The 26306-nt window shown below is 59.2% G+C and carries 21 protein-coding genes; 5 read left to right on the top strand and 16 right to left on the bottom strand.

Translation table 11 applies throughout. The features are described 5' to 3' along the window. The first annotated feature begins 13 nt into the window (after positions 1–13). Complete coding sequence (locus FHR27_RS05015; protein WP_179537979.1) at positions 14–985, top strand: magnesium and cobalt transport protein CorA; 972 nt, start codon at positions 14–16, stop codon at positions 983–985. Between the two features lie 518 nt (positions 986–1503). On the opposite strand, the gene FHR27_RS05010 is transcribed toward FHR27_RS05015, so the two are convergent. The 3 genes from FHR27_RS05010 to FHR27_RS05000 all read right to left on the bottom strand — a co-directional run bounded on the left by FHR27_RS05010 (position 1504) and on the right by FHR27_RS05000 (position 3917). Then, positions 1504–2292, bottom strand: coding sequence for an ABC transporter permease (locus tag FHR27_RS05010; protein WP_179537978.1), 789 nt, complete (start codon positions 2290–2292; stop codon positions 1504–1506). Continuing rightward, positions 2289–3221 carry an ABC transporter ATP-binding protein gene (locus tag FHR27_RS05005; RefSeq protein ID WP_042556633.1) on the bottom strand — a complete coding sequence of 311 codons (933 nt, stop codon included), beginning with the start codon at positions 3219–3221 and terminating at the stop codon, positions 2289–2291. The genes FHR27_RS05010 and FHR27_RS05005 overlap by 4 nt, the downstream gene beginning before the upstream one ends. 75 nt (positions 3222–3296) lie before the next feature. Next, complete coding sequence (locus tag FHR27_RS05000) at positions 3297–3917, bottom strand: glutathione S-transferase family protein (RefSeq protein ID WP_042556634.1); 621 nt, start codon at positions 3915–3917, stop codon at positions 3297–3299. 330 nt (positions 3918–4247) lie between these two features. Between FHR27_RS05000 and FHR27_RS04995 the strand changes: the two genes are divergently transcribed. The 3 genes from FHR27_RS04995 to FHR27_RS04985 all read left to right on the top strand — a co-directional run bounded on the left by FHR27_RS04995 (position 4248) and on the right by FHR27_RS04985 (position 7886). Further along, complete coding sequence (locus FHR27_RS04995) at positions 4248–6695, top strand: acyl-CoA dehydrogenase (RefSeq protein ID WP_179537977.1); 2448 nt, start codon at positions 4248–4250, stop codon at positions 6693–6695. 75 nt (positions 6696–6770) lie between these two features. After that, positions 6771–7181 (top strand): PA2817 family protein, encoded by a 411-nt coding sequence (locus tag FHR27_RS04990; protein ID WP_042556636.1) that lies wholly within the window; start codon positions 6771–6773, stop codon positions 7179–7181. Between the two features lie 138 nt (positions 7182–7319). Beyond that, the gene (locus tag FHR27_RS04985; protein ID WP_042556637.1) at positions 7320–7886 is read left to right on the top strand and encodes a TetR/AcrR family transcriptional regulator; all 567 of its coding nucleotides are present in this window, start codon (positions 7320–7322) and stop codon (positions 7884–7886) included. Here FHR27_RS04985 and FHR27_RS04980 read toward each other — a convergent pair. The 6 genes from FHR27_RS04980 to FHR27_RS04955 form a co-directional block, all read right to left on the bottom strand. Next, positions 7855–9198: a glycosyltransferase gene (locus FHR27_RS04980; protein ID WP_179537976.1), complete on the bottom strand. Its 1344-nt coding sequence runs from the start codon at positions 9196–9198 to the stop codon at positions 7855–7857. The genes FHR27_RS04985 and FHR27_RS04980 overlap by 32 nt on opposite strands. A gap of 63 nt (positions 9199–9261) precedes the next feature. Further along, the gene (locus FHR27_RS04975; RefSeq protein WP_179537975.1) at positions 9262–11025 is read right to left on the bottom strand and encodes an isocyanide synthase family protein; all 1764 of its coding nucleotides are present in this window, start codon (positions 11023–11025) and stop codon (positions 9262–9264) included. After that, positions 11025–11483 carry a protein tyrosine phosphatase family protein gene (locus FHR27_RS04970; RefSeq protein ID WP_052493874.1) on the bottom strand — a complete coding sequence of 153 codons (459 nt, stop codon included), beginning with the start codon at positions 11481–11483 and terminating at the stop codon, positions 11025–11027. The genes FHR27_RS04975 and FHR27_RS04970 overlap by 1 nt, the downstream gene beginning before the upstream one ends. A gap of 5 nt (positions 11484–11488) precedes the next feature. Continuing rightward, positions 11489–12694, bottom strand: coding sequence for a Bcr/CflA family efflux MFS transporter (locus FHR27_RS04965; RefSeq protein WP_042556640.1), 1206 nt, complete (start codon positions 12692–12694; stop codon positions 11489–11491). Between the two features lie 56 nt (positions 12695–12750). Further along, positions 12751–13422, bottom strand: a complete 672-nt coding sequence (locus FHR27_RS04960) for an HAD family hydrolase (protein ID WP_042556641.1) — start codon at positions 13420–13422, stop codon at positions 12751–12753. Next, the gene (locus FHR27_RS04955; protein WP_179537974.1) at positions 13422–14444 is read right to left on the bottom strand and encodes an isocyanide synthase family protein; all 1023 of its coding nucleotides are present in this window, start codon (positions 14442–14444) and stop codon (positions 13422–13424) included. The genes FHR27_RS04960 and FHR27_RS04955 overlap by 1 nt, the downstream gene beginning before the upstream one ends. A gap of 222 nt (positions 14445–14666) precedes the next feature. Between FHR27_RS04955 and lpdA the strand changes: the two genes are divergently transcribed. Continuing rightward, complete coding sequence (lpdA, locus tag FHR27_RS04950; protein WP_042556642.1) at positions 14667–16100, top strand: dihydrolipoyl dehydrogenase; 1434 nt, start codon at positions 14667–14669, stop codon at positions 16098–16100. Between the two features lie 530 nt (positions 16101–16630). On the opposite strand, the gene FHR27_RS04945 is transcribed toward lpdA, so the two are convergent. The 7 genes from FHR27_RS04945 to FHR27_RS04915 form a co-directional block, all read right to left on the bottom strand. Next, positions 16631–18907 carry a TonB-dependent receptor gene (locus FHR27_RS04945; RefSeq protein ID WP_231570244.1) on the bottom strand — a complete coding sequence of 759 codons (2277 nt, stop codon included), beginning with the start codon at positions 18905–18907 and terminating at the stop codon, positions 16631–16633. Between the two features lie 149 nt (positions 18908–19056). Continuing rightward, a complete protein-coding gene (locus tag FHR27_RS04940) occupies positions 19057–20034 on the bottom strand; it encodes a siderophore ABC transporter substrate-binding protein (RefSeq protein WP_042556644.1) in 978 nt (325 codons plus the stop codon). Further along, entirely contained in the window at positions 20031–20813 is a 783-nt protein-coding gene (locus FHR27_RS04935) for an iron ABC transporter ATP-binding protein (RefSeq protein WP_042556645.1), read from the bottom strand. Before FHR27_RS04935 ends, FHR27_RS04940 begins: the two co-directional genes overlap by 4 nt. Continuing rightward, positions 20810–21760, bottom strand: a complete 951-nt coding sequence (locus FHR27_RS04930) for an iron chelate uptake ABC transporter family permease subunit (RefSeq protein WP_042556646.1) — start codon at positions 21758–21760, stop codon at positions 20810–20812. The genes FHR27_RS04935 and FHR27_RS04930 overlap by 4 nt, the downstream gene beginning before the upstream one ends. Beyond that, on the bottom strand, positions 21757–22701 hold the full coding sequence (locus FHR27_RS04925) for an ABC transporter permease (RefSeq protein WP_082045926.1): 945 nt from the start codon (positions 22699–22701) through the stop codon (positions 21757–21759). The genes FHR27_RS04930 and FHR27_RS04925 overlap by 4 nt, the downstream gene beginning before the upstream one ends. Then, positions 22698–24467, bottom strand: coding sequence for an ABC transporter ATP-binding protein (locus FHR27_RS04920; RefSeq protein ID WP_179537973.1), 1770 nt, complete (start codon positions 24465–24467; stop codon positions 22698–22700). The genes FHR27_RS04925 and FHR27_RS04920 overlap by 4 nt, the downstream gene beginning before the upstream one ends. Next, complete coding sequence (locus tag FHR27_RS04915) at positions 24461–26251, bottom strand: ABC transporter ATP-binding protein (protein WP_179537972.1); 1791 nt, start codon at positions 26249–26251, stop codon at positions 24461–24463. The genes FHR27_RS04920 and FHR27_RS04915 overlap by 7 nt, the downstream gene beginning before the upstream one ends. Between the last annotated feature and the right edge of the window lie 55 nt (positions 26252–26306).

Below are 26306 nucleotides of genomic sequence, written 5' to 3'. Positions count from 1 at the left end.
CACGGGGCACACCATGGGCGAAGTCGTCGCAGCAGCCGTTTACAGCAAGGGCCACAAGGTCAGCGATATCAATCTCGACGAGGGACGCGACTGGGCCAACAAACCCGAGCACTTCGTGTGGATAGGCCTGCACGATCCCGGTAGCGAAGAGCTCGGCAACCTGCAGCGGCAGTTCAACCTCCATGAGCTGGCCCTGGAGGACGCGCTGCAACGGCACACTCGGCCCAAGCTCGAAACCTTCGGTGATGCGCTGTTTCTGGTGCTCTATTCACCGGTGCAGGTCGGCGATGAACTGACCTTCGTGGAAACCCAGTTGTTCGCCGGCAAGGGCTACGTGATCAGCGCTCGCTATGGCGAGTCCGCGACCTACTCCCGGGTGCGCCAGCGCTGCGAGGCACGGCCGCTGCTGCTCGAGCACGGCGAAGACTTCGTACTCTACGCCCTGCTCAGCTTCATCATCGAAAATTACCGACCGCTGATGGACATCTACTACGCCGAACTGGAGCAGCTCGAGCAGGCCGTGCTGGAATGCGCCATGAGCCACGCCGAGGTGGTGCGCATTCAGCATCTGCGCCGCAACCTGCTGCGCCTGCGCCGCAACATCGGTCCGCTGGCGGAGATATGCCAGGAACTGCAGCGCCTGGACTTCCCGTTCATCGACAAGAACATGCGCCCGTACTTCCGTGACGTCGCCATCCACGTCAATCGCCTGCTCGAAGACCTCACCAACCTGCGCGAGATGGCCGACCACGCCATCGAGATCGGCCTGCTGCTGGAGTCATCCCGACAGAGCGTGGTACAGCGCAAGTTTGCCGCCTGGGCAGCCATACTGGCCTTTCCCACGGCCGTGGCCGGCATCTACGGCATGAACTTCCACAACATGCCCGAGCTTACCTGGCAGTACGGCTATTTCGCGGTCCTGGGCGTGATCGGCGCAGGCTGCGTCGGCCTGTACGCCAGCTTCCGCCATTACGGCTGGCTGTAGATGGCCCCTGCAGCCAACCCCGCAGGAGCCGACATGCCGGAGAATGGCGGCCACGGTTTGACGTTGCGGCATAACCGCCATCCATCGCCCGCAAGCGGGCTCCTACGGAATGGGTGGCATCGCTGTCGCGTAGGAGCCGGCTTGCCGGCGATTCCCGGGCCTGACGCGTTGCTGAGTCATGGCCGCCAGCGCATCGCCCGCAAGCGGGCTCCTACAGAATTGCTGGCATCGCTGTCGCGTAGGAGCCGGCTTGCCGGCGATTCCCGGGCCTGACGCGTTGCTGAGTCATGGCCGCCAGCGCATCGCCCGCAAGCGGGCTCCTACAGAATGGGTGGCATCGCTGTCGCGTAGGAGCCGGCTTGCCGGCGATTCCCGTGCCTGACGCGTTGCTGAGTCATGGCCGCCAGCGCATCGCCCGCAAGCGGGCTCCTACAGAATGGGTGGCAGCGCTGCTGCGTAGGAGCCGGCTTGCCGGCGATTTTCGGGCCTGACGCCAAGCAAGGGGCCCGACGACATGCTCACTGCCGCATGCCGCGCCCACTGACCAGCAAACGGACGCACAGCACGTAGAGCACTGCCGTGGCGACCAGCATGAAGCCGATTGCCGTGCCTATACGGATGTCCGATACGCCGAGAATGCCGTAGCGGAAGGCGTTGACCATGTGCAGCACCGGGTTGGCCATCGACACGGTCTGCCAGAACGGCGGCAGCAGGCTGATCGAGTAGAACACGCCGCCCAGGTAGGTCAGTGGCGTCAGCACGAAGGTCGGGATGATCGAGATGTCGTCGAAGTTGCGCGCGAACACCGCGTTGACGAAGCCACCCAAGGAGAAGATGGTCGCCGTCAGCAACACCACCAGCACCGTCAGCCCAAGGTGATGCACCTGCAGATGGGTGAAGAACAGCGACAGTATCGTCACGATCACGCCCACGGCCAGGCCGCGCAGCACGCCGCCGGTGACGTAGCCGATCAGGATGGTGTGCGGCGATACCGGGGAGACCATCAACTCCTCCACCGAGCGCTGGAACTTGCTACCGAAGAAACTCGACACCACGTTGCCATAGGCGTTGGTGATCACCGACATCATGATCAGCCCCGGCACGATGTACTCCATGTAGGTGAAGCCATCCATGTCGCCGATCTGCCGACCGATCAGGTTCCCGAAGATCACGAAGTACAGGACCATGGTGATCGCTGGCGGCAGCAGGGTCTGCGGCCAGATACGCATGAAGCGGCGAACTTCGCGGTAGACGATGGTACGCAATGCCACCATGTTGGCGCTGAATTCGGACTGCTCGCGATTCATACGGCCACCTTCGACAGGTTCTTCTCGACCAGTGACACGAACAGCTCCTCCAGACGGTTGCTCTTGTTACGCAGGCTCAGCACCTCGATGTTGTGTGCCGACAATTGGCGGAACAGCTCGGTGACGCCCTGGCTTTTATCCACTTGCACTTCGAGCGTGTGACGATCGACCAGCTTGGCCGGATAGCCGACAAGCTGGGGCACGGCAGTCAGGTCGTGCTTCAGGTCCAGCAGGAAGGTCTCGACATGCAGCTTGCCCAGCAGCGCTTTCATGCTGGTGTTCTCGACGATCCGCCCGTGGTCGATGATGCCGATGTTGCGGCACAACTGCTCGGCCTCTTCCAGGTAGTGAGTCGTGAGGATGATGGTGATGCCCTGTTCGTTGAGATCGGTGAGGAAGCTCCACATCGAGCGGCGCAGTTCGATATCGACACCGGCGGTCGGCTCGTCGAGGATCAGCAGCCGCGGCTGATGTACCAGCGCGCGGGCGATCATCAGCCGGCGCTTCATGCCACCGGACAACTCCCGCGAGGCCACGTCACGCTTGTCCCACAGCCCCAGCTGGTTGAGGTATTGCTCGGCACGTTCCTTGGCAAGGCGCGCCGGAATGCCGTAGTAGCCAGCCTGGGTCACGACGATGTCGAAGACCTTCTCGAACTGGTTGAAGTTGAATTCCTGAGGCACCACGCCGATGCAGCGCTTGAGCGCGGCAGGCTGGGCGTCCAGGTCATGGCCGAACACGTTGACCGTGCCGCTGGACTTGTTCACCAGCGTCGAGAGGATACCGATGGTGGTGGATTTGCCAGCGCCATTAGGGCCAAGCAAGGCGAAGAAATCCCCTTCGGCCACATCGAGATCGAGGCCGTGCAAGGCCTGGAAGCCGTTGCCATAGGTTTTGGTCAGCTGTCGGATCGACAGAGCAGTACTCATAAAGGATACGCACGCATGAAAAGTGACAGGGTTTAGATGGGGGTGAAGCACCTGCATTGCAACGACATTGTGCAATCAGGTCAGGGCGGTCATCACCGCACTCTGGTAGGCGGGTCGCTCGCGCAGCCGCGCATACCAGGCTTGCAGATTGGGCTGTGGCGGTCGCTCGATGGGCATCTCGAACCAGGCATAGATGAAGCTGCCGAGCGGGATGTCGCCCATGCCGAAGGCCTCGCCGGACAAGTAGTCATGCTCGCCCAGTGCCCGCTCGGGCAACGCCAGAAGCGCGATGCAGCGTTGCCGGGCAGCGTCGATCGCCGCCACGTCGCGCTGCTCCACAGGGGTACGCAGGGTGCCCCAGAACAAATCGCGGAATTCACCGGCAAAGGTGGACGTGGTCCAGTCCATCCACTTGTCGCCCTGCGCCCGGCTGGCTGGATCTTCACGATAGAGGCTGCCCGGCGCATACGCCGCGGCCAGGTAACGCACGATGCTGTTGGACTCCCAGAGCACCAGGTCACCGTCCTCGAGCACAGGCACCCGCCCATTCGGGTTGCGCGCCAGAAACTCCGCTTGATCGACCACGCCGAACGCCCCACCGGCATCCAGCCGCTGGTAGCCGACACCGGCCTCTTCAGCACACCACAGCACCTTGCGCACGTTGCTGGAGTTCTTGCGGCCCCATATTTTCAGCATGCCAATCGTCCTTATCAGAATCCCGCCAGCCGAGACGCTGACAACCCTACCACTCTGCCCGCAAGAAGAAAGCCAGACATACTGATGTTGGATATCGACCCCGTTCATGTAGCCCGAGTACGGGCCATTCATGACCTGACCAACAGGTCATCCGCAGACGCAATTTGTTAGCCGAACTACGCGGCCTCGGTAGGGGTCACTATCGTGAACGCGGCAGGTCGTGACCACCCGGAAGTGATCTGTAACGCCCCTGTCGGCAGCCTTTGCGCTTGCCGACTACGATTATGGCGTCGGTAGTCGTTCTGCCATCGCCATCATGGAGGATTCTGCATGCTCGCTGTCTGGTTGCTCGTTCTGGTCATCGGTACGGCCTATCTGGCCCACCGCCGCACGGCGCCCCTACCCGCCCTGGCAATCGTTGCTGCCTACCTGCTCGTGATGGGCGCCTACAGCCATGCGCCTGGCTGGCTGCTGGTGATCTTCTGGCTGCTCTGGCTGGCTGTCGCCATCCCCCTGGCGCTACCGGAGCTGCGCCGCAAGCATTTCACCGCGCCGCTGTTCGCCTGGTTCCAGAAGGTGCTGCCGCCGATGTCGGCCACCGAAAAGGACGCCATCGAAGCAGGCACCGTATGGTGGGACGGCGAGCTGTTCAGCGGCCGCCCCGACTGGGACAAGCTGCTGGCCTACCCGAAAGCCAGGCTGACCGCAGAGGAGCAGGCCTTCATCGACGGCCCGACCGAAGAATTGTGCGCGATGGTCAGCGAATGGGAAATCGGCCAGCGCATGGATCTGCCGCCAGAAGCCTGGGCGCACATCAAGCAACATGGCTTCTTCGCCCTGATCATTCCCAAGGAATACGGCGGCAAGGGTTTTTCCGCCTACGCCCACTCCCAGGTGGCGATGAAGCTGGCCACCCGTAGCGGTGACCTCGCCTCCACGGTGATGGTACCCAACTCCCTCGGCCCGGCCGAACTGCTGCTGCATTACGGCACCGAAGAGCAGCGCAACCATTACCTGCCGCGCCTGGCGCGTGGCGACGATATCCCCTGCTTCGCCCTGACCGGCCCACTGGCTGGCTCCGACGCCGGCGCCATGCCCGATAGCGGTGTGATCTGCAAAGGCCAGTGGAACGGCGAGGAAGTCGTCGGCCTGCGCTTGAACTGGGAAAAGCGCTACATCACCCTCGGCCCGGTTGCGACACTGCTTGGCGTGGCCTTCAAGGCCTATGACCCGGATCATCTGCTCGGCGACAAGGAGGAACTGGGCATCAGCCTGGCACTGATTCCCACCGATACCCCTGGCGTGGAAATCGGCCGCCGCCACCTGCCATTGGGCGCTGCCTTCATGAACGGCCCCAATTCCGGCAAGGATGTATTCGTGCCGTTGGAATACCTCATCGGCGGGCCGGACTACCTCGGCAAGGGCTGGATGATGCTGATGAACTGCCTGTCGGTAGGTCGCTCCATCTCCCTGCCCGCCGTCGGTACCGGCGCCGCCAAGTACACCAGCCTGGTCACCGGCCAGTACAGCCAGGTACGCGAGCAGTTCAACGTGCCGCTGTCGGCCTTCGAAGGCATTCAGGAGGCCCTGGCACGCATCGGCGGCAACGCCTGGCTGATGGACAGTGCACGCATCCTCACCGCCAATGCGGTGGACCTGGGCGAGAAGCCGTCGGTACTTTCAGCCATCCTCAAGTACCACCTGACCGAGCGTGGCCGCGAGTGCATCACCCATGCCATGGACGTGCACGGCGGCAAGGGCATCATCATGGGCCCGAGCAACTACCTGGGCCGCTCCTGGCAAGGGGCGCCGATCTTCATCACGGTCGAGGGCGCCAACATCCTCTCGCGCAACCTGATGATCTTCGGCCAGGGGGCGATCCGCTGCCATCCTTACGTACTCAAGGAAATGGCCCTGGCCAATCGCGAAGACCGCGACCAGGCGCTGGTGGAGTTCGACGAGTTGCTGATGCAACACATCGGCTTCGCCGTCAGCAATGCCGCCAGCACGCTGATTCTCAGCCTCAGCCTGGGCATGCTCGGCAAGGTGCCGGGCGACCGCATCAGCCGCCCTTACTTCCGCGCCCTGAACCGCCTGAGCGCAGCCTTCGCCATGCTCGCCGACCTCAGCATGATGCTGCTGGGCGGCGAGTTGAAGCGTCGCGAGCGCCTGTCGGCACGCCTGGGTGACGTACTCAGCCATCTGTATCTGGCCTCCGCGGCACTGAAGCGTTATCACGATCAGGACTACCCGGAGCATGTCCGCCCGCTGCTGCACTGGGCGCTCGAGGAGAGCCTGGGCAAGGCCGAGGACGCCATCGACGCCCTGCTCAGCAACTTCCCCAATCGCTTGCTGGGAAGCGCCCTGCGCGTGCTGGTCTTTCCCTTCGGCCGTCGTCACCAGGGCCCAGACGATCACCTCGACGCTCAGGTCGCAGCGATCATCGGCCGCAATGCTGGCGATCCGGCACTCGAAGAGCTGCTCGAAGGCTGCTTCCGCCCAAGCGCCACGGACGATCCGGTTGGCGCCCTGCAACACGCCTTCAATCTGCTGCAGGAAACCCAACCGCTGCAGAAGAAGCTGCACAAGGCCGTCAAGGCCGGGCAGGTTCGGGAAACGCCGGGGCAGAACGAGATCGAAACGGCAGTCGCTGCCGACGTACTCACTGCCGAGGAAGGCCAGCAGTTGCAACGGGCCGAGCTCGCCCGTCGTGTGGTGATCGATGTCGATGACTTCAGCAAGGAAGAGCTGCTGCCGAGCGAGGGTAAAGTCAGGTAGGCATACTGCAGGCACGACAGCGGGCGCCGTGGACTTTATACTCCGGCGCCCGTTTTACTTTCAGGATCACCGGACATGGCCAACACCCATCTCGATCACCACATCGCCCTGCTCAACCACCTGCGCACCATTCTGGTCGCCCTGGGCGAAGCCGAGCAGATTCTCGATGACAGCCATGCCAACTTCCTCGAGCGCTATGACGAACTGCTGGCGGAGCTGCCAGTGGATTTCGAACGCAGCCAGTACCTGGGTCAGGACCTGATCAGCCAGATCTTCCAGCGCTACCCGCAGATCGCCCACCTGGTGCCCCGTGACCTGCTGTGGTTCTTCGGCGGCGACTGCCTGCACTTCATGCCCGACGAAGAGATCGAGCTGTATCAGCAACTCGACGAGCGTCGTTTCTACGCCGAAGAAAACGACGAACCGTTCGACTGGAATCAGGAAAAGCAGCTGCTGGCGATGCCGGCGCCAACCAGCCGCCACTGACAAAAAAATCGCCAGCACTCAACCCATGCTGGCGGCCTCAGAAAGCCAATCCGGATCGCATGATGGGCATCGCCCGGCCATAAACTCGCATTGAACTCGAGTCAGATATGAAACTGTGGGTCTGGAGCCAATGAAGACATGAACAATACTGCCGAACGAATTCTCGACATTGCGGAGCGCCTGATCCGTTCACGAGGCTATCAAGGGTTCGCGTTCAGAGAAATTGCCGAGATCATCGGCATCAAGAGCGCCAGTATTCATTATCACTTCCCCGCAAAGAAAGACCTGGTGGAAGCGGTCATGAAGCGCTATCTGGCCCGCTTCGAGCTGGCTCTGAACAACCTTGACAGCCAGCCCGGTACGCCGCTGCAACGTGCGGAGCGCTACATGAACATGTACCGCGAAGAAATTACCAGCCATCGAACCATGACACTGTGCATGATGTTGGGCGCGGATATCGAGATACTCCCTGACAGCGTTGTCAGTTCCCTGAAGAACTTTTATAGGCTGAACCTGGATTGGATCGGAAAAATCATCCTCAACATGGCCTCATCACTCAGCCGTGACGAACAAGGGAAGATAGCTGCACAGATACTTGCATCGCTCAATGGCGCGATGATTGGCGCACGCGCCCTGGACGATATGGCATATTTCGACCACGTCGCCGAAGGCGTCAGTGTACGTCTTCGCGCATTGGTGCATTGATTAGACTGCTGCGCAAAATGGGCGGCAACGTCCATGATGCGGCGCTGAGGCGGGCTTGCTCTGCACGTTTCGAAGCATCCGTCGACTCTCTGCTGGCGGATGCATCATCGAAATCGATGACACGCTGCACTAACTGCGGCAGTTGCTGGCGGTAGTCCATAGACCCTAGTTGCTCGGCCAGGACTCGCACGCTGTGCTGGCATTCGCCATTGAGCAATGACTGCACCCGGCTATCGAAACGGCCGGAGGCGATTTCGCCGGGACGCAACAGATATCCACCTCCCAGGCGCTGCAGGTTGCTCATGGCCAACAACTGGTCCATGTTCACCGCAACTCCCAATACAGGCGTGCCCGCGGCCAGAGCCTGATAAGACGAAGGACTGCCGCCATTGGTAATGACCAGGCTGGCGCGTCTGGCGATCACTTCACCAGCGACCAAAGGCGCAGACCTGACTCTATGATCCCAGCTAGCCGGTCGATCCTGTTTGGCAACACCGCTGACGACTAATTCGAGCCCCAAGCGCATCAAGCGCTCGACCACCGCCCCAAGCACTCCCGCCCCCGCCGATGACCCGAGTGCCACATACACAAAGGGGTCGGCCAGCCCATCAAGCAATTGATCCGAAGGAGGCACCGCGGTCGGCTGCCACGGCACGTGACCGATGAAATGATGGTTGGCAGGTAGCGCTGGCAAATCGAAATGCGCAGGCACGTCGTAGTAGGCCGTATGGTCGCCGAAAGTCCAACCATGCAAGCAATGTGAAAACGGCGGGAGGCCGAAGTGCTCACGGGCTTGATTCAAGGCCCTGCCTTGAACATGGAATATGATTCTGCTCATCAGTGGCATTACGTGTTTCATACCGGGAATGCGATGTAGCGCAACCTGTCGCAGCTGTGGAACGGGCAGCACCATTTGATGCTGCCAAGGGCTCCAATAGGCATTGATCAGGTTGATATACAGGGCGCGAGCCAGACGCGTGCTTATCGATAACGAGTGCCTGAAGTCGCCCATGACCAGGTCGGGCGACAGCCGCCTGATCAACTCGACCTCTTCACCCACATAGTCGATAAGCTCTTGGGCCGAGTAAAGGCAGCGGCCGGTTTCTACACGTTCTAGAAAGCGCCCATGCGCTACCGACTCAATCCAGTGATGCTCGATATCCGGCTGGTCGAATACGAACTGGAATCGATCGGCACTGGCAAAGTGCACCCGGTAGCCAGATTGCACGAGTACCTTGGCCAACTGGTAGGGGCGAACCAAATGCGCGAGCGTGACGGCCTCAGCGAAAATGAGTATTTTTTTTGCTGGCATATCAATTCCTCGAAGCCTGCGAGAGTTGAAGCGCTGGTTACGCGGACCTCGCCGGTTCGACGATCAATAGATTTGGATGCGCCACAGTTCACGCGACCGCGAACGCTCGGTCATCGGCAGACGGCCATGGAGCATTAGCCAATTATCGATAAGTACCAGATCATCCTGCGCCCACTGGTGCTCGATAATGCAATCGGGGTCATAAGCCAGGCTGTTCACTTCGCCGAGGATGCTGCGTTGCTCTGCCGTCGACATATCATCAATGTTTAAGTCGAAGGTTTGCAGTGCCGAATCGCTGCCCTCCTGATATCTAAAGATCAGCCGGCCATCGAAGGGGTGCGTATCGACCAGTGGGTAGCTGCGCGGATTGCCTCCAAAGTAAGTCATTTTCGTAAAGTAGGTGACGCGGGTTCTAGCCCACTCGCGCACCTTTGCCAGCCCGGCCTTAGCCAATACATTACGGCCGTCGACGATCGTAGTTTGGCCCTCCCCCCCACATGGTGGTGTCTTGCAATAGAGCATGAACTTGCTGGCGCTGAATTTTTCATTTCCAACTACGTCCTCATGGGTCAAGGGCAACATGCTCAAATCCCAATGCAAAGGCGTTTTCTCCAGCGAATGCACGAACCCTTCCGGCTCATCTTCGGGCTTGACCACATGCACGGCGCCAAATTTCCACTGGTAGATTTTTCCGAATCCTTCACAGCGGCGAGTGAAGGCTTCTTGATCGGTAAACGCGTAGCCACTCAGGCACACAAAACCGAAAGTTTCGGTCAGCGAGGCGAGAAGAACGCTAGACAACGTATCGAAGCCTTTTCCAAGCGGGTCTCGTACCGCCAACCCGAACAGCGGCAGCTTCTGGAGTTCGTACTCGAATTCCAGAGCCCGCGGATCATCCACCTGGTGATACAGCCAGGGCCGACCTTGATAAGTCACCAACACATGTTTTTGCGCATCGACCTGATTGCGGCATCGCAGTGCCTGGGGGCCATCCAGACCGCACACCGGGACCATATGCCAAGGACTGACAGGTCGTTGCAGGCCAGTCTGCAGAGAAACGGTATATTTAGGGCCCGCGTTATCGTATTGGTGGACTGAAAGACGAATGTCATCAGGGAACGCGCGCTTGAGGACAGCATTCAGTGCGTGCCCGCGCTGCATCATTTGCCAGGCCTTAGTGGAAATATCCTCCAGATACTGGTCTTCTGACTGATCGGCCTGTTTGCCCAGCCGCAGATCGTTGTACAGGTAGCTGCATAGCTTATCGTGACTTGCCGCCAGCTCATGATCCTGCTTGCCCAGAGCCATCAGCCTGTCGATAGATGCATAGGGTAATTGGGCGTGGCGCAGCAGCTCACGCCGCTGCTGCGCCGGTGAATCAGTCGCTGGCAAACAGTCGGCCAGACTCGCCCAAACGATGGTATGGGTGTGACACAAGTCGCGTAGGGCGTCGTTGTACTTCTCGCGGCATTCGTCATCGACACCGACGATATCGTTGAAGGTTGTGCCGTCACTGACGATGGTCACTATGCAGCCTGGCGCATGATGATCCGCCAGGGCGCTGCCTAACTGGTCTAGCCGCTGGATGGCCATGACCTCACCATAGTCGGGCAATACTCCCAGGCTCTTGTCACGGCTATTGGGCGACTTGCAGGGAAATCCGGGGAACAATAGACGCAGTGGCCGCTGCTGGTCGAAGCACACTGCAAGCTGCTTGGCCAGTGCGTTGCGCCCCCGCTCTTCAAAGCGGTCACCGGTAGCACGCAACAAGAACGGCTCGATGATCTCGATGGCCGCTCCAATCCAGTTCTTGCGATTTTCATTCATCAGGCTTGCTCCTGCAGTGCCATGAGTTTTCGAGCCAATGCATCCCACACGGGAAACTCTTCGATATTCCATACGTCACCGATCAACGCCTGGCATTGCTGCGCGGACCACCCCAGTGCGCTCATGGCGTACACACCGTAGAACACACTGACCCGATAGTTGGCGGCGCAGTGAATGAGCATCCGCTCACTCCTCAGCTCATCCAGCGTGGCGGCGAAAAGCTCAAAGTCGGCGATCGTGGGGTTTTGGAAGCTGACCGGCTGATGCACATAACGCATCCCTAAGCTCTGCACCAGTTCCTGCTCGTTAGGTAACGAGTAGCGAGGATCAATAGGCGCTATGTTCATCACCAGGGCAAAGCCGAGCTCATGAAGTGCCACAAGCTCCGTCTTGCTGGGCTGCCCGGCAGTCCAGACCGACTCACTGATGATCCGCAGACTCTTGATGTCATGGACCACGTTGCTCATCCTTGTGCGGTGCAGAGGGGCGTGGTGCCACGGCCAACACTTGTCACACACAACAAGGCCAGGGTGGCGCTGCCCACGACTACTCCAGCCAGGGTGAGGGGGCCAAGGCGTGACAGCAGCAAGGCAGACACCAGCGTGACAGCGAAGGCCAATAGCGAGCTGATCACGTTCATGGCACTAGAGCAGGTGCCTGCACGATGATCCGCGGCGCGCATAACCACGGAGGTTCCCGTAGGGATCGCAACACCGATGGACATCGTTACCAGCATGAACGGCACGATGACCTGCAACGCCGAACTCAGCGATGTCACCCAGAGGCTGATCGTCAGGACAAGGCTGCCCAGCATCGCGCCCAGCACGCCCAGACGAGTGACATGCAGTTCGCTGTATTTACGGCATAGAACCTTGGCGAGCGCCCCGCCACCGCCGAATGCCCCTGCGATGGGAATGAAGGTCAGACCGATTTGCACAGGGCTGTACCCTAAGCCTGCGAACAGGAAAGGACAAAGCGTCAGATACGCCATGTACATCCCGATGCAAAGCCCGAGCGCCAGAAAAATACCAGTCATCCGCCACTGCCCCAGCACCACCGCGTAGCCTTGCAACAGTGACTCGCGACGCTGGCTGTCTGGCATAGCGACAAGGGACTCGCGAAACCCTAGCACCGTCCAGGCAATCAACAGCGCATTGATAGCCAGCAGGAAAATGAAGATTGAGCGCCATCCCCATTGCTCGGTAAGCAGGCCGCCAAGCAGTGGCCCCAATGCGGGGGAAATCCCCAGAAACGGCATGACGATCGCGAAAACCCTCTGCACCTGGGCTGGCGGGTAGATATCGACAACCATTGGCTGCCACAACACATAAGCAGCACAAACACCCGCCGCCTGAATAAAGCGACCTGTCAGGAACCACTCGACAGAAGCGGCCATCAAGCAAGTGAAGCTACCGACCGCGAACACGACCAAGCCCACCAGCAAGACGGGCTTGCGACCAAAACGGTCGGACATCGCGCCATAGATTGGCAATGTCAGCACTGAGCCAATAAAGAACAGACTCAATGACCAACCGACCCAAGTGGAGTCAGTGGCGAAATCTCGCTCGAGAACAGGAAACGCCGACACATATATATCGGAGGCCAACAGATTGACCATGGCCAGCAGAATGGCGAAGAAGATGAATCCTCGCTGCTTTCTCTCATTCATAACCAGATCTCTTCCTGAGGTTTTCCAGCACAAGGCGCCCGTTAAAGCGCAGGCAGTCAGTCGAACAGAAAACTTGCCAACTGGCCGGGCTCTTCGAAGACAGCATGGGGGCTCAACGCCATCAGCGACTGCCTACTCCCGTAACCCCACAACGCGGCGCCGGCGCGCATGCCTGCAGCTCGCGCTGTGAGTACGTCACTCTGGGTATCTCCCAGCAACAGGCAGCACTCTGGACTTGCCCCAATCTCCGCTGCAGCGAAAAACGCCCCCTGGGGGTTTGGCTTGAGGGGCCTTGAAGCGCTGGCGCCAACTGTCGTGACGAATGGAATAGTTGGCAGCAGCGCATCCAATAATCGAGACGCCATAGCCTGGCTCTTGTTGGTGACCACGGCCATGGGTAGAGCCCTGTCACGGCAATGTTCGAGCAGGGCAAGCACACCATCGAAAGGCCGGGAGCGATTTAAAAGACACTGCTCATACAAACGGAGGTATTGCTCGTGCCACTGTTCATCCCAAGGCAATTGCGCATTGGCGCAGACGGCCTGCAACATCGCTCGTGTCCCCCCACCGACCAACCGCCTCAGTTGCGTATCGTCCAATAGCTCCAGGCCACGATCGTTCAATAGGCGGCCCAGTGCCTGGCTAATGTCGGGAAGCGTGTCGATCAGGGTTCCATCGAGGTCCAGCAACAAGGCTTGGAAACCATCTGCTTTGACAGGCCGGGTCATCAGCACTGACTCACGTAATGACACGGGCGACCGTTATGGAAGACCAGGTGATTGCTGCTTTCATCGATATTGCTGCGCTTGTCCAGAGATATCTCGCCGTGACGTTTTACGGCCACCGAATGCCACGGCGTGCGCCAGATATCGCTGCTTGCAACCAGCTGTATGCCGATTTTCGATGAGACCTCGAATTGCGGATGAATGGAGAGGCGTACAAATCCTGGGTAACGCACCTCGAGCAACTCACTCCACGCCTCACTGCGCTGAATCACACGAAGGGCGGCAAGCTTCGCCGCTTTCTGGATCTGGGTATTGGAAACACCCCTGAAATCAACGAGCCCGGAATAGTCCTCAGCCAGAAACCGGGTAATGCCCCGATACATGGCCATGGCGCGAGGTTCACTAAGGGAGCGCTCCTTGAGTTGAATCAGCGAGGTGCCGTGCTCAATCATCAACTCTTCACGCATGGACTCCAAACAGCTCAATCGCGGATAGGCGTCCTTGAGATCGAACATGGCAAAAAGACCTGGATGGGTCTGCTCTGCATAGCGCTGCAAATCCTGGGTGTAGCCCTGTACATGGTGATCCGGAATCTTCACCAGATCGGAGAACACGTAGCCGTCCGAACAGATATGAATTCTGGCACCGGGCGCATGCAGAGCGCGGATCTCCGCGCACAGGCGTCCCAACTCATCGATCGCATGACGTTCGGCAAGATCGGGCAAATGACCAAGGGTCTTTCTTCTGTTGGGCGATTTCCCCGGAAAGGCAGGCAGGATCATTTCAATCGTGCGGCCTGCCACTACCATCGCTGCAATCACGGAAAGATGTGGCCGCAACACATGCGCAGGCGGTAACTCAGATTCATTCCGCCCCGTGACACTCGCCGATCGGCGACCAATGACACAGCGGCGTTTGAACAGGCAATGCAAGATCTTTAGTGCCGTGCCCTCACCATCCAAGGTTGAACGCGCCGGGTGCAGGCCCAAGACATTTGCATTATAGCGAAGCGTTGGTTCGGTCATGTTCATTCCCTTGTATGACACCTTAGACGCCATCAAGCATCTACCTATCTGAAGATAGATTCCTAAAATAGTGTTTAAAGATCAATAGGCCTATCGGCAAAAAATCGGGTTATGCAGTGAAAAATTAGGAATAAGCACAGAACCACAGGATTACTTGCCTTACCGTGAGTCAGGCGATAAGGTCTTGAAACCTACCTGGTGATAGTCAAAAAGGAGATCACCATGCCGTCGTACTTCTCTACTCAGGTATTGGTAATAGGCGCTGGCCCAGGCGGTTATAGCGCAGCCTTCCGAGCTGCGGATCTGGGGCTGCAAGTCACGATGGTGGAGCGCCACACCAATTTGGGTGGCGTGTGCCTGAATGTGGGGTGCATCCCTTCCAAAGCATTACTGCACGCGGCCAATGTGCTCAACGAGACCACCAACGCACAACACCTGGGGCTGCACTTCAACGCACCACAAATCGATCTCGAGCAGTTACGCGGTTTTCGAGATCAATGCATTGGCACGCTTGGCCAAGGCATAAGCGCTCTCGCGAAAGCTCGGGATGTTAAGGTCATTCATGGCACGGCGCAGTTCACGGGAGCCAATCAGGTAGCCGTGAAAGATGGCGCGACGCATACGATCATAAGCTTCGAGCACTGCATCATCGCCGCGGGCTCACGCGCCACCTCGCTGCCCTTCCTACCGGACGATCCCCGCATCTGGGATTCTACCGAGGCACTGGCGCTACGCTCGATTCCCGGACGGCTGCTGATTGCCGGCGGGGGTATCATCGGCCTGGAGATGGCTACGGTCTACAGAGCTCTAGGCAGCCAAGTCACCATCGTGGAGGCCTCGGAGCAACTGATTCCGGCAGCTGATGGCGACATGGTTCAAGTCTATCAACGCTACAACGCCGAACGCTTCGAGATCAGGCTCAACACCAGCATAACCGCTGTTGCGCCAAACACGACAGCGCTCGAAATAGAGTTCACCAATACTGATGGAGCCTGCCAACCCGAGCGATTCGACGCGCTGCTCGTGGCGGTTGGGCGCAGACCGAACAGTGATCGTTTGAACACAGAGGCCGCCGGCGTAGTTCTCGATGAGCGCGGATTCATCAAGGTCGACAATCAACTGCGCACCAGCAAGCCACATATCCTTGCCATTGGAGATATCAATGGCAATCCTATGCTGGCACACAAAGCTTCCCACGAAGGCCATGTGGCTGCCGAGGTGGCTGCCGGCAAGCACTCAGCCTTCGCTCCGCTCACCATCCCGTCAATTGCCTACACCAACCCTGAGCTGGCCTGGACAGGATTGACCGAGAAGCAGGCGGCTGCCCAGGGAATACCGTTCAAGACCGCAGTATTTCCCTGGTCTGCCAGCGGTAGAGCGTTGACGGAAGGACGCACGGAAGGCAAGACGAAACTGCTGTACCACGCCCAAAAGGGAACCGTGCTGGGAGCTACAATAGTCGGCGCCAAAGCCGGAGAACTACTGGGCGAAATATGCCTGGCTATAGAAATGGGCGCCTACATCGAAGACCTGGCCCTGACCATTCACGCTCACCCTACGCTCCATGAAACGGTAGGGCTTGCCGCCGAACTGGCCAGCGGTACGGTTACCGATTTGCTCAACCCCACGATCAGGAAGGCGCGAACACCGTCCTGATCAACAAGGGTCAATCGTCTTTGGCCTGCTCAGGAGACCGGGCACCTGCTTCGAAGCATTGACCCGGAGCATCTGTCGGACCCTGCGGTGCTGATTCCTGGGCACCCGCATGTAGCTGCAGGTGCATCCAGGAAGCTTGCGAGGCGGACACCTTCCAAGCGGACAATCCCGCTTCGGAGCGGGATCCTTTCACCGAAAACTGCAATCGAAGTAGTGGTCAACTAATCACGGACGCTGCGTTAAGTCTTTCCTCAGCCAACGCAGTAGGTACCACTGGGAATGCGGACTTTCGCAATGGTACCGTTGCATCAAAATGCGACCGATATTCCGTCGGGCCCGCGAAAAACTCATTTACCCAGTGGTGGGTATCCACTCTGTCTTCGGGCTGCGAAACAGCCGCTCCATCGGGGCAATGTAATCGCAGCGCTCTCGACGGCTCATCCTCTGCTTGAAGCGATAACGCCAGAGCCTCTGACAAAAGGAGCGTGAGGGAGAACGCCGCAGACCTTCCCCCTTTTGCGGAACTGCGGTTAGAAATCAACCGAGGCCGAGAGCTGAAGGGTACGTGGCGCACCAAGGCCACCGGAAAGGCCGCTGCCGTCCCCACCGTTGTACGAACCAATCCAGTAGGCACGGTTCGCGACATTTTCCACGTTGGCCCGCAAGGTCACCGGTTTAGACATGACATTGGTGGTATAGCGCCCGCCGATGTCGAAGACGGTGTACGACGGCAGCTCCATGCGGTGATCGTCGGTGACGTAGCGGCTGCCGATGTAATTGGTGCCGGCGGTAAGAGTCAGCCCCGAGACAGTCTCCAGGTCATACTCAGCGCCAAGCTTGGCGATGACCCTAGGCACGCCGGTCACTTGGTTGCCCTCGTTGCGCGTGACCAACGCCTTGGTGAGTTCGGCTTTGGTGTAGGAAGCACCGCCCATCAAACGCAGCCCTGGCCGGGCTTCGCCGAAAAAGCTCCACTCCACGCCACGGTTACGTTGCTCGCCGTTTACGCCGTAAATATTGGTGGCCGGATCGGTGTAGGCACTGGGTTTTTCAATCTGGAATACCGCCATGGTAGTGGCGAATGTACCCAGGTCCATCTTGGCGCCGACTTCATACTGCTTGGTCTGGTAAGGGCTCAGGATTTCACCCGAATTGACCGCTGTGGTCGGTGCCGTGCCGCCCTGCGACAGACCTTCGATGTAGTTCGCATACACCGACACATCGTCAGTGACCTTGACCAGCAACGCGGTCGCCGGTGAAACGCGGCTATCTTTGTAGCTTGAGGTCTTGACTCGAGCCGCTGTCAGGTTGTCGCTTTCCACGGTCTGGTCGCGCCAGCCCAGGGTCCATTGCACGCGCCCATCGAGGAACGACAGAGTGTCGAGAAACGCAAAGCTTTTAAGCCTGGCTTCGGTGCGCGAGGTGATAGCACCGTATCTGCCCAGAGGTGGTGTAGGACCGAAGTCGAGGTTGTCGTAGTTGGTCACTGCGTAGTTGGGGATCTGCAGGTCTTTGTAGTGCATTTCCGATTTGTACTGAGTGGCCGCGAGAGACCAGGCGTGACCGACGGGGCCAGTGTCAAATACGCCCTTGAGGCCCGCTTCACCGGACTTCTGTGTGCCCTGCCCGTCCGAACGATAGGCCAGGACGTTGATGTCTCCGTCGTTGTTGATCAGCGAGCCACGTGTCATCAGCGCATTACGGCCACCGTCGCGCTGACCATAGGCCGCGAAAGCCGTGAGCGAGTCGTTCAAATCCGCCTCGCCCCTGATCAGCAGGGTTTCAGTGGTGTTGATGGTGTACGCCCAGTCTGGCGCCAGGTTGTAGTCACCTTTTTTCGGGCTGGGTACTTTGTTGACCGAGGATGCGATCGAAGAAATACCGAAGTAGTTGGCGCCGTCCAGACGCTCACGCTGCTTGTAGGCATCCAACGACAAACGCACGCGCTCGCTGCGCCAGTCCAGGCCCAGTGCGTTGAGCTGCATTTCCTGTTTCTGATCATCGACGGAGGTGTCGCCATCGCGATACACGCCGTTGTAGCGGATACCGAACTGGTTGTTTTCACCGAACCGACGACCCACATCGGCGTGTGCACCGTACAGGCCATTGGATTCGTAACTGGTGGTCAAGCGTGTGAGGGGTTCATCGGCTGCGCGCTTGGGCACCAGGTTGATGCTGCCGGCGATGCTGCCATCGGGGGGCATGCCGTTGAGCAGCGCAGACGGGCCTTTGAGCACTTCGACCCGTTCGGCCAGCTCGGTCGCGCCGCGCAGATTCGGCGCCATACCGGCCAGGCCGTTGTAGGTGATGTCGTTGGCGGTGGTATTGAAACCACGAATAAAGAAGGTTTCGATGATAGCCCGCTTGGACGGGACATTGACCGACGGGTCCGTTGCGCCGATCACCGAACCAATGTCCTTGGCCTGGTGGTTGCGCACGAAGTCATCGGTGTAGCTGATGGCGCTGAAGGGTGTTTCCATGAAGTCCTTGTTGCCGAGCAGACCGACCCGGCTGCCCGTGGCAATCTGCCCGCCGGCATAGGCCGGTGGCAGGTTGTCGGTGGCGAGCATTTTACCCTCGATCGTCGTTTCCGACAGGACTAGGCGGCCTTTGTCCGCCTCTGCCCGGGATTGCGTGGACCGCTCCGGTTCAGGAGCGGCGCATACCCCCATCGCCGTGCCACTCAACCCTAACAGGAGCGCCATCTGTACGGCAGGTAACGTGCGGTTCAAGGCAAAGGGGAACGTGCGAGACGTGGCCTGCAAAAAAACAGGGTTGGCGTGAATGGGGCGACCGTGTTCCGACATGCTGGATTCCTTTCAATGCGAAGTGTTGAAGTGCATTCATTAGGTTTCCGTACCAGAACTTTAAATCCTCAATCTAAATGATAAATATTATTAAATGACCTATGCCTGAATATCAGCGGCTCCGAATGCGGTTGATACACCGCCTGAAATCAGCCTTCGTACCCCTGCATCACCTCATCAGCCATGCGGTTGAGGCAGGTCACGCTGGCGGTGCACAGGTACCAGGTCTGAGCATCGACGAAGATCACGTTCCCGTTATTCCAGGCTTTGGTCTTGCGCAGAAGCGGGTTGTCCAGGCTATTGATGTCGAGCGCCGGACGATGCTCCATCACGGCCGTGCGGTCGATGACATAAAGAATGTCGGGGTCGGCCTGCTGAATGAATTCGTTGGAAATCGGTTGCCCATGCAAACCGGCCTCAATGTCTGTACTGGCCGGTTTCACACCAAGGGTGTCGAAGACAAAACCGTAACGTGACTTGACGCCGTAGGAGGTGAAGGCGCCATTGTTATGAAGCACGATCAAGGCTTTCTCTGGGCGCCCTTCGGTGACCCGGCGGGTCTGTTCTACCTTGGCGTCCATTTCCGCGACCTTCTGACGGGCCAGGTCCGGTTTTTCGAGAATCCGACCCAACAGGGTCAAATGCGCCTTGGCGGTCTCGATGAGGTTGCCTGTTTTATTGGTCAAATCCACATCGTCATACACGGTAGGAGCGATCTGACTGAGCTCCTCGTAGCTTTGTGCCTGAAGTGGCGAGATCAGGATCAAGTCGGGCTTTAGTGCATGCAGCCGCTCCAGGTTGGGCTGGATGGTGGAGCCGACATCCGCAACGTTTTCATCGTCACGGTAGCGGACCAAAAAGCTGCTGACGTAGTCCTTGGCGATACCGACCACCGGCGCGCCCAGTTGATCAAGGGTATCGAGTTCGCTCATGTCGAACGCCACCACGCGCTCAGGCAACTTAGAGACCACAGTGGTACCAAGCGGGTGCTCGATGGTGATCGGTTCATAGTAGGCCTGCGCGGTCACAGCCGGTTTGGCCTCCGCTGTCTGCTTGTCGCACCCTTGCAATCCGACGATTGCGGTCATTGCCAATAGCAGTGCGCAGATTTTGTGATCGGTGCTCATATCTGTTCCCTTGATGGTAATGGGTTGAAGTAGTTGCAGACGAACCCCTGTTCGCTCTGCAGAATTTCAAAATCAAGATCAAACAGTTCACGCAGATTGGCCTCGGTCACCACCTGCGCGACCGGGCCATGGAGGTGAATGGCACCGCCTTTCATGGCCACGATATGATCGGAGTAATTGGCCGCAAAGTTGATGTCGTGCACCACCAGGATCACCGTGCGGCCATGCTCATCGCACAATCGACGCAGGGCACGCATGATTTGCACCCCGTGTTTCATATCGAGGTTGTTGAGCGGCTCATCCAGCAACAGATAATCGGTTTGCTGGGCAATGGTCATCGCCAGGAACGCCATCTGCCGTTGCCCACCGCTGAGTTCATCGATGTAGGAGAGGCGCAGGGGCTGCAACGATAGAAATTCAATGGCCTTGTCGATTACCTGACGGTCGTGCGCGGTCAGCACTCCACGGCTGTAGGGGAAACGGCCGAAGGCAACCAACTCCTCGACGGTCAAGCGCAGATTGAAATCCGGTGACTGACGCAAGGTCGCGACGCGCTTGGCGTAATCACCTATCGGCACATCCGTAATGCTGCGCCCGCCCATCAGTACCTCACCACGGGTGGGTGTCAGCAAACGCGCGATCAACATCAACAACGTGGACTTGCCCGCACCATTGGGACCGATCAGTGAAGTCACCTGCCCCTGCGGGAACTGCACGCTGACGTCGCTCACGACATGCTTGGCGCCATAGGCTTTGTAGACGTGATTGAGGGAGATCATGCAGTGCCTCGGGTTCGAATCATCAGCGCGAGGAAATACACACCACACACCAGGTTGATGAGAATGCTGACGGAGGTGTTGTAGTTGAACAGTTGCTCGACCAGGTACTGGGCGATGATGAAAATACCGATGGCGATGGCGCATCCGAGAGGCAGCGTGACCTGATGCCGAGCGGTCCGAGCCAGCGCGTAGGCGATATTCGCCACGAACACGCCCATAAACGCGGTCGGCCCAACCAGGCTGGTGGAAACAGCCACTAAAATGGCGATCAACCCGAGTTGCAAGCGCACACTGACCGGGTAATCCACGCCCAGGGAAATGGCTTGATAGCGCCCCAGTGACAGTACGTCGAGTACCGGCAGAGTGCGCTGGGCGATGAAGCACACCGCCGTCACCAGCACACCGGAATAGATCACTTGCCCAGGTTGGGCCTTGTTGAAGGAGGCGTAGTTGAAGCCCTGGAAAATAGAGAACTCCCCGGGGCTGATCTTCAGCTGGATGAACTGAGTGACGGTCGCCATCACCATGCTCAGCACCAGCCCGAGCAACAGCAACAGGTAGACGTTGTGGCTGCCCTCACGGAACAACCAGCGGTGGATGAGCCACGAATAGCCGAGCATCAGCAGCACCGACAACAGGACATTGCTGTCGCGCCCCAGCAACACCAGGCTTTGAGTACCCAGCACCAGAATCAGCAACGCCTGGAACAGCAGATAAATCGCCTCATAGCCCATGATGGCCGGGGTGAGTATGCGGTTACCGACAATGGTCTGAAAAATCACTGATGAGTACGCTATGCACACGCCTGCAACGCACATCGCCGCCAGGCGGGTGAGGCGCTTGGGAATCACATAGCTGAAATCCAGGCCCGAGCCCAGCAACAGAAAGGCCATCGCCAACATCAGGACCAGCAGCCAGGGAACGTAAAGGGTTGCCATGCGCGTCATGCGTACTTCCTGACCAGCAGCACCAGAAACACGACACCGCCGACGCAGCCGGCAGTCAGACCTATAGGCACTTCAAAGGGATGGATCAGCAGGCGACCGAGGATGTCGCAGGCAACTAACAGCGAGGCGCCGCACAGAGCGACGATGGGCAATGTGCGCTGCAGATTTTCGCCGTAATGCAGGGCCACCAGGTTGGGAATCACCAGCCCGACAAAAGGGATCGCACCCACCGTAATCACCGTGACGGAAACAGTGACCGCCACCAGCATCAACCCCAACGCTGCATTGGCCGCGTAGTTCAAGCCCAGGCTGCTGGCCATGCCCTCGCCCATACCCAACACGGTAAAGCGGTGGGCATACAGGTAGGTGAGCACGATAACCGGCAAGATCAGGTAAATGATTTCGTAGTTGCCCTGCACGATCTTTGAAAAGTCGCCGAGCATCCAGCCCTGCATGCTCTGCAAAATGTTGTTACGGTAAGCGTAGAACTCGGCGACGGCGCTCAAGACACTGCCATACATCAGGCCGATGACGGGTACCATCACGGTATTCTTGAACTTGATGCGACGAATGATCGCGACATAAATCAGGCTGGAGACAAAGCAGAATGCCAAGGCGAACAGCATCCTCCCGGCGCCCCCCGCCGCGGGTGCTACCGTCAGTGAAATCAGAATGCCGAGCTTGGCGGAATCCAACCCACCCGATGTACCGGGTTCGACGAACCGGTTACGCACAATCTGCTGCAGAATTACGCCGCACACGGCCAAACCGACCCCGGTAAGGATCAGGGCCACGAGGCGCGGAAGCCGGCTGGCGGTCAGGGTCAACCAGGCATCGTCGGAGAAACTCAAAAGATCCGACCATGCGACCTGCTTGACCCCGACCATCAGCGAAAGACAGCAAAGCACTGCAAACAGGGCCAGTAGAGCTGCACGACTCAAGAATCGTCCTCACAGCCGGAGGCTGCGGCGATCTGCCAACCCTTTGCCGCGCGACGCTGCGCCAGAAAGTGCGCGTAAAGCCCGGGCTTGGCGATCAATTGTGCATGAGAACCTTGCTCGCTGACTTGGCCATTATCGAGCACCAGAATCTGGTCGGCCATCGCCACCGTGGAGAGCTGGTGCGCGATGACGATTAAGGTACGTTCGCCACGCAGGCGCGCCAGCGCCTCGGCGATGGCCGCCTGATTCTCGGCATCGAGCGCGGCGGTGGCCTCATCGACCAGCAGGATCGGCGCGTCCTTGATCAGCGCACGTGCGATGGAGATGCGCTGACGCTCGCCGCCGGACAACCGGGCGCCGCCCTCACCCACTGGGGTGTCCAGGCCTTGGGGCAAACGTTCGATGATTTCGACGACACCGGCCTGACGCGCCGCCTCCAGCACCTGCTCGTCAGTGGCGCTAGGTTTACCGATGCGAATGTTATCGGCAATGCTGCCCTGAAACAGATACGTTTCCTGAAAGATCTGACTGATCTGCCCGGCCAGTCGCGCGCTGGAGATGTCGCGCACATCCACGCCACCCACGTTAACGCTGCCTTGAGTTACGTCGAAGAAACGTGCGATCAGGCGCACCAACGTGGTTTTGCCCGAGCCCGATGCACCGACCAGCGCGGTCATGCTGCCAGGCTCGATGCGCAGGCTGACATTGCGCAACACATCAGCTTGTCCCTCAGCATAACGAAAGCTGACGTTGCGCAGTTCAACGGAAGCATCGACGGGCGGTTGGTGTACCTCTGACTCAGGCAACGGACGAACCGCAAAAATCTCGCTCACGTCGCCCAACTGGCCACTCGCGCCCCGCAGCACTTCGCTATAACCCGCCACGTCCAGTAGTGGGTCGACAAAGCGGCTGACCAGCAACAGTGCGACCATCACAGCGATAACCGAACTGAGCTGCAAACCAGCGCTCAGCAGATCCCCCAGCCATAACGTGGCCGCCACCAGCAGCGCTGCGAAACCGACCTGCACGGCCCAGGCATTGATAACGACCGACATCGCCGAAACATGGATCAGGCGCTTGGCAGACTGCTGCTGGCGAGCGATGGCCTGCTCCAGAAACTGCGAGCCACCAGCGTCACCATTAAACGCGCGCAGCACGGACTGCGCTTGGGCGAACTCGACCATCCGCTGGCTGGTCAGCGCTGCATTGTGCTGGAAGTCCTGATCTGCACGCTGCCCCATACGAGCCGTCAGCACAAATACCGCCAACAGCACCGGCAACGTCGCCAGAGCGATCAGGCCCATTTGCCAATACAGGGCGAACAACGCGACCAGCATCACCAATGGCGTGATCACACCGGTCAGCAGCGGCGTAAACACATGCGCGGGCAGTTGCGCAATTTCCATCATGCCCTGGGTCGCGACATGGCTAAGCCGTGCGGTGTTTTGAGCGGTGAACCAACCCACCGGCAAACGTGCCACATGGTCGCCAAGCCGATGGCGGCCACGCTGGAGTACGGCAATACCGACACGGATACCGGCCTTTTCGACGACGCGCCGCAATGCCCAACACACCACGACACCTACCATCAACGCGACGAGCCATTGCCCTGCGCCCTGTGTGTCACCGCCCAGCAGCCGCGTGACGATCGGCACCAATGTCACAATCGTCAGCCCGTAGAGCAGACCGTAGATCAGTGTCATCAATATATAGCGACGCAGTACCGGAGCGTCTTCGCCCAGCAGTTGAATGAAGGTTTTCAGCATGACGACACCGCCTGATCGTTGGCCTGCTCATAGCCGCCCAACGCCCAAAGCCTGGCGTAGCGGCCCTTGCGTGCGAGCAGTTGCTGGTGAGTCCCTTGCTCGCTGATCGCACCCTTGTCGATCAGGATGATCTGGTCGGCATGCATCACCGTATCGAGCCGGTGAGCAATCACCATCAACGTGCGGCCCTGGGCGAATCGCGACAACGCTTGCTGCAGCTTCACTTCGTTCTCCGCATCCGCTGCGGCAGTGGCTTCATCCAGCACCAGAATCGGCGGGTCGACCAGCACGGCGCGAGCGATACTCACGCGCTGCAACTCACCACCGGAGAGCTGCACGTTTTCACCGATGACCGAGTCATAGCCCCGCGGCAAAGCAAGGATGCGTTCGTGAATGTTCGCGATGCGCGCTGCGGCCTCGATTTCCTGTTGGCTGGCCGAGGGTCGGCCCAGGGCGATGTTGTCACGCAGGCTGGCATGAATCAGGCGCACCTCCTGCAGCACGAAACCTATGCGCCGGTACAGCTGCGCGCTCTCGATGAGCCTCAAGTCGACGCCCCCTAACGTGATGCGCCCATCGCTCGGGTCGAAAAAACGCAGCAACAGCCGCGCCAGTGTCGACTTGCCGGAGCCGGAGGCCCCAACGATTGCAGTGACGGTGCCAGGCTTGAGGGTGAAGTTCAGCCCCTCAAGCACCGGGCTCTCGCCATCGTAGCTATAGCCCAGTTGCTCGACGCAAATCTCGTCATTGTCAGGCAATGACGAGGACGCGCCACCAGGGGTTTCGAGTACCGGCGTTTCCAGCAACTCTTGCACGCGCTGGGCGGCGGCGGTTGCGCTGTTCAAGTCGTGAGTGATGTAGCTCAACAGCAGCAGTGGCGCACAGATACCCGGCGCCACCAAGGCAAAGGGCAAGATATCCACCGGCGTGATCCAGCCCAGGCTCACACCCAACGTGCCGAAGGCCAGCACCACACCGAGCACCGCAACCGGAGTGATCATGGCGTGGGCGTTGGCCATCGCGCTGACCAGCGGGCGGGTAAAATCGGTGAACGCCTCGGCGAAGGCATCGACGGCTCCACGGTAGCTACTGTGGGCCTTGCCTTCGACGCCGAACGCCTTGACCACAGGAATACCATTGACGAACTCCACCACGGCATTGTTGATGCGGGTCATACCGGCGCCGAACGATTGCATGTTCGCGCCACTGGCCTTGGTGGCTCTGGAGAAAAACAGGAAGAACAGCGGGAATGGCAGCAGCGAGACGATTGCCATGCGCCAGTCCATCGCGAACAGGTAAATGATACCGATCAGCACCGCGCCAACCGTGCGGCCCACCGTCGTAAAGAAGTGCGCCGTGAGGCTGTGCAACGTACCGATGTCATCCTGCATGGCCTGTTTGACTTCACCTGACGAACGTCCGGTAAACCAGCCCATCGGCACCTTGGCCAACCGGCGGGTAATGGCCAGACGCAAGTGACCGGTAATGCGATGGTCGGCCAGGTGAGCCACCACCTCCCCCACTGAAATCAGGCCCATGCCGAGGAACAGGCACGCCAGGCTGACACCAACCACCCGCCAGATCGGCTCCTGCAGCTGACTCCAACTGGAAACCGTCTCGGCCTGACCGATGGCCAACTGGGCAATATGGGCGATGCCGGCCAGGGGCACCATTGCCAGCATGGTGCCAATGGCGGCAAGTATGGCGGCGACAATCAGCCGACCGCGAATGGGCTGCAATATCTGGGATATCGGGTTTGCTGCGTTTTTTTCTTCAACACTCATGCGCTCTCCTGAATAGCCACTGCCGACAGCGTTGAGGCATGTCGGCCTTCCTTTG

The organism is Pseudomonas flavescens, assembly GCF_013408425.1.
Taxonomy (GTDB): domain Bacteria; phylum Pseudomonadota; class Gammaproteobacteria; order Pseudomonadales; family Pseudomonadaceae; genus Aquipseudomonas; species Aquipseudomonas fulva_A.
This window is presented reverse-complemented; position numbering and strand designations above follow the sequence as displayed.

Bases quoted from the DNA above. Each gene is read 5' to 3' on its own strand.
- FHR27_RS04915 (WP_179537972.1), bottom strand. From the start codon at position 26,251: ATGAGTGTTGAAGAAAAAAACGCAGCAAACCCGATATCCCAGATATTG.
- FHR27_RS05010 (WP_179537978.1), bottom strand. From the start codon at position 2,292: ATGAATCGCGAGCAGTCCGAATTCAGCGCCAACATGGTGGCATTGCGT.
- FHR27_RS04975 (WP_179537975.1), bottom strand. From the start codon at position 11,025: ATGAATGAAAATCGCAAGAACTGGATTGGAGCGGCCATCGAGATCATC.
- FHR27_RS04980 (WP_179537976.1), bottom strand. From the start codon at position 9,198: ATGCCAGCAAAAAAAATACTCATTTTCGCTGAGGCCGTCACGCTCGCG.
- FHR27_RS04920 (WP_179537973.1), bottom strand. From the start codon at position 24,467: ATGCTGAAAACCTTCATTCAACTGCTGGGCGAAGACGCTCCGGTACTG.
- FHR27_RS04935 (WP_042556645.1), bottom strand. From the start codon at position 20,813: ATGATCTCCCTCAATCACGTCTACAAAGCCTATGGCGCCAAGCATGTC.
- FHR27_RS05015 (WP_179537979.1), top strand. From the start codon at position 14: ATGGGCGAAGTCGTCGCAGCAGCCGTTTACAGCAAGGGCCACAAGGTC.
- lpdA (WP_042556642.1), top strand. From the start codon at position 14,667: ATGCCGTCGTACTTCTCTACTCAGGTATTGGTAATAGGCGCTGGCCCA.
- FHR27_RS04930 (WP_042556646.1), bottom strand. From the start codon at position 21,760: ATGACGCGCATGGCAACCCTTTACGTTCCCTGGCTGCTGGTCCTGATG.
- FHR27_RS04990 (WP_042556636.1), top strand. From the start codon at position 6,771: ATGGCCAACACCCATCTCGATCACCACATCGCCCTGCTCAACCACCTG.
- FHR27_RS04965 (WP_042556640.1), bottom strand. From the start codon at position 12,694: ATGAATGAGAGAAAGCAGCGAGGATTCATCTTCTTCGCCATTCTGCTG.
- FHR27_RS05005 (WP_042556633.1), bottom strand. From the start codon at position 3,221: ATGAGTACTGCTCTGTCGATCCGACAGCTGACCAAAACCTATGGCAAC.
- FHR27_RS04985 (WP_042556637.1), top strand. From the start codon at position 7,320: ATGAACAATACTGCCGAACGAATTCTCGACATTGCGGAGCGCCTGATC.
- FHR27_RS04995 (WP_179537977.1), top strand. From the start codon at position 4,248: ATGCTCGCTGTCTGGTTGCTCGTTCTGGTCATCGGTACGGCCTATCTG.
- FHR27_RS04955 (WP_179537974.1), bottom strand. From the start codon at position 14,444: ATGACCGAACCAACGCTTCGCTATAATGCAAATGTCTTGGGCCTGCAC.
- FHR27_RS04945 (WP_231570244.1), bottom strand. From the start codon at position 18,907: ATGTCGGAACACGGTCGCCCCATTCACGCCAACCCTGTTTTTTTGCAG.
- FHR27_RS04960 (WP_042556641.1), bottom strand. From the start codon at position 13,422: ATGACCCGGCCTGTCAAAGCAGATGGTTTCCAAGCCTTGTTGCTGGAC.
- FHR27_RS04940 (WP_042556644.1), bottom strand. From the start codon at position 20,034: ATGAGCACCGATCACAAAATCTGCGCACTGCTATTGGCAATGACCGCA.
- FHR27_RS05000 (WP_042556634.1), bottom strand. From the start codon at position 3,917: ATGCTGAAAATATGGGGCCGCAAGAACTCCAGCAACGTGCGCAAGGTG.